The organism is Streptomyces sp. AcH 505 (assembly GCF_000818175.1).
In the GTDB taxonomy this organism is placed as follows: Bacteria; Actinomycetota; Actinomycetes; order Streptomycetales; family Streptomycetaceae; genus Streptomyces.
On sequence record NZ_JTIY01000001.1, the window covers coordinates 2,843,722 to 2,846,094 of the forward strand.

Sequence of the window (2,373 nt, forward strand, 5' to 3'; positions counted from 1 at the left end):
GGCCGAGGCGAGCGTCTCCAGACAGCCGCGCTGTCCGCAGCCGCACACGGGCCCGTCGGGACGGACCACGACATGGCCGATCTCGCCCGCGTAGCCGTGCGCGCCGGCCTCGATCGAGCCGTTGATCCCGATGGCCCCGGCGATCCCGGTGCCCAGCGGCATGAACAGGAACCGGTCGGCCCCCCGGCCGGCGCCGAGCCGCCCCTCGGCGAGGCCGCCGGTGCGCACGTCGTGCCCCAGCGCGACGGGGATCCCGCCGAGGCGGGCGCCGAGCAGGTCGCGCAGCGGTACGTCCTGCCAGCCGAGATTGGCGGAGTACACGGCGATGCCGCGCTCCGCGTCGACGATGCCGGGGACGGCGACGCCGGCGGCGAGAGCGCTCTCTCCGAACTGCTGTATGCCGTAGGTGCGCAGTTCGGCGGCGAAGCCGAGGATCGTCTCGACGACGGCGCCCGCGCCACGCTCCCTGCCGGTGGGCCGGCGGGCCTCGTGCAGCAACGTGCCGTCGGCGCCCATCAGGGCGGCTTTCATACCGGTGCCGCCCACATCGAGGGCGATGACGTGTTCCACGGGAGACAGTCTCCCGCGAAGACCTATGAAAGGTCTAGTCCACTGCCCGGGATTGTTCTGCACCCATACAAACTTCGATTCCGAAGAATGTCGGTGCCGCCGGGTAGCGTGGCTGCGCCATGGAACAAGACCACGCCCCTGAGGCCGAACCCGAGTCGGCCGAACCCGAGTCGGCCGAACCCGAGTCGGCCGAACGTGCGCTGTCCGACCGTGAGCTGTCGGACCGTGACCGTGCCGTGCTCGGCATGGAGCGGGTCGGCTGGCCGGGCCCCGGCGCCAAGGAGCGGGCGATACGGGAGCAGCTGGGCCTCTCGCCGACCCGCTACTACCAGCTGCTCCGAGCCCTGCTCGACGACCCGCTGGCGCTCGCGCACGACCCGGTGACGGTGAACAGGCTGCGCAGGATCAGGGAGGCCCACCGCGCGCAGCGCTGAGGCTCGATAAGGTCGTGGGCATGGGCAGCAACCCGCACTCCCTGCCGCATCCGACCACCGCCGCAGGCGCCGAAGGCCTGGCCGCGCTCCTGGCCAGGCCCGGCAAAGCCGTCGTGGCGCTCGACTTCGACGGCACCCTCGCCGACATCGTCCCCGACCCCGAACAGGCCCGCGCGCACCCGCGCGCCGTGCCCGCACTCGCCGCCCTCGCGCCGCGCGTCGCTTCCGTCGCCGTGGTCACCGGCCGTCCCGCCGGGGTCGCCGTACGGTACGGCGGCTTCGCCGGCGTACCGGGCCTGGACCATCTCGTGGTCCTCGGCCATTACGGTGCCGAGCGCTGGGACGCGGTCACCGGCACCGTACGCACCCCGGCGCCGCATCCGGGCGTCGCGGCGGCCCGCGCCGAACTGCCCGGATTCCTCGACAAGTTCGGGGCCTGGCGGGGCACCTGGATAGAGGAGAAAGGCCAGGCGGTCGCCGTCCACACCCGGCGCGCCGCCGATCCGCAGGCCGCCTTCGACGCACTGCGCGAGCCGCTGGCCGAGCTGGCGGACCGGCACGGTCTGATGCTGGAACCGGGCCGGATGGTCCTGGAACTGCGCCCGCCCGGCATGGACAAGGGCGTCGCCCTCGCCGAGTACGTACGCGAGGTCGGCGCGGAGACGGTCCTGTACGCGGGCGACGACCTGGGCGACCTCCCGGCGTTCGCTGCCGTGGACCGGCTGCGCGCGGAAGGCCACCCGGGTCTGCTGGTGTGCAGCGGAGGCACGGAGGTCCCGGAGATGACGGCAGGCGCGGACCTGGTACTCCCGGGCCCGGGAGCGGTGGCGGACTTCCTGGCCGACCTGGCGGCGGCGGTGGCGGACTAGGCCCTGCCCGGCCGATCTTCGCGGGCCCGCGACGCCTGGCACGGCACCTCGCCGCGTTGTCGGACCGATCCCCGTACAACCAGTACGGGGATGATCCTCCGCCTTGTGATGCACCGCACCGGACGCCGCGGGCTGATCCGCGAAGATCGACCGGACAGGGCCTAGGCCCGGCAAGCTTCGCCCGGTCGCCTTGCGGTCACACGTACCGCCGTGACCACGCACCGGCTGCACGGCGGGCGTCCCTCACGCACAAATAGTGCCGGTGGGATCTTGCGGTGCTTGCGGGACCGATGCCGCGCCTCGCGGCGTTGTCGGCGCGCGACGACGCCCACGTGACACCAGTCGCTGCCGGCCGGCCGGCCGGACAGGGCCTCGGGCCCGGTCTGCGGATCAGACCGGACGGCGGCGGCGGTCGGCGCACGCGTTGGCGGCTTTGCCGCCACGCTGGAGCGGCTCGCCCACAAGGGCCAAGAGCACTCCCCGGCGGCGACGTGGCACCA

At 73.5% G+C, this 2,373-nt stretch carries 3 protein-coding genes; 2 read left to right on the plus strand and 1 reads right to left on the minus strand.

The window, feature by feature from the left end; all coding sequences use genetic code 11:
- On the minus strand, positions 1-570 hold a 570-nt coding region (locus HY68_RS40065), incomplete at its 3' end, for an ROK family protein (protein WP_041988355.1).
- 119 nt (positions 571-689) lie between these two features.
- Here HY68_RS40065 and HY68_RS13085 point away from each other — a divergent pair.
- Together HY68_RS13085 and otsB are read left to right on the plus strand one after the other, a co-directional pair.
- On the plus strand, positions 690-1,004 hold the full coding sequence (locus tag HY68_RS13085) for a DUF3263 domain-containing protein (RefSeq protein ID WP_078863585.1): 315 nt from the start codon (positions 690-692) through the stop codon (positions 1,002-1,004).
- Between the two features lie 20 nt (positions 1,005-1,024).
- A complete protein-coding gene (gene otsB / locus HY68_RS13090; protein WP_041988357.1) occupies positions 1,025-1,873 on the plus strand; it encodes a trehalose-phosphatase in 849 nt (282 codons plus the stop codon).
- The last annotated feature ends 500 nt before the right edge of the window (positions 1,874-2,373 follow it).

Excerpts from the sequence above, each read along its gene's own strand:
- otsB (WP_041988357.1), top strand. The coding sequence starts at position 1,025 with ATGGGCAGCAACCCGCACTCCCTGCCGCATCCGACCACCGCCGCAGGC.
- HY68_RS13085 (WP_078863585.1), top strand. The coding sequence starts at position 690 with ATGGAACAAGACCACGCCCCTGAGGCCGAACCCGAGTCGGCCGAACCC.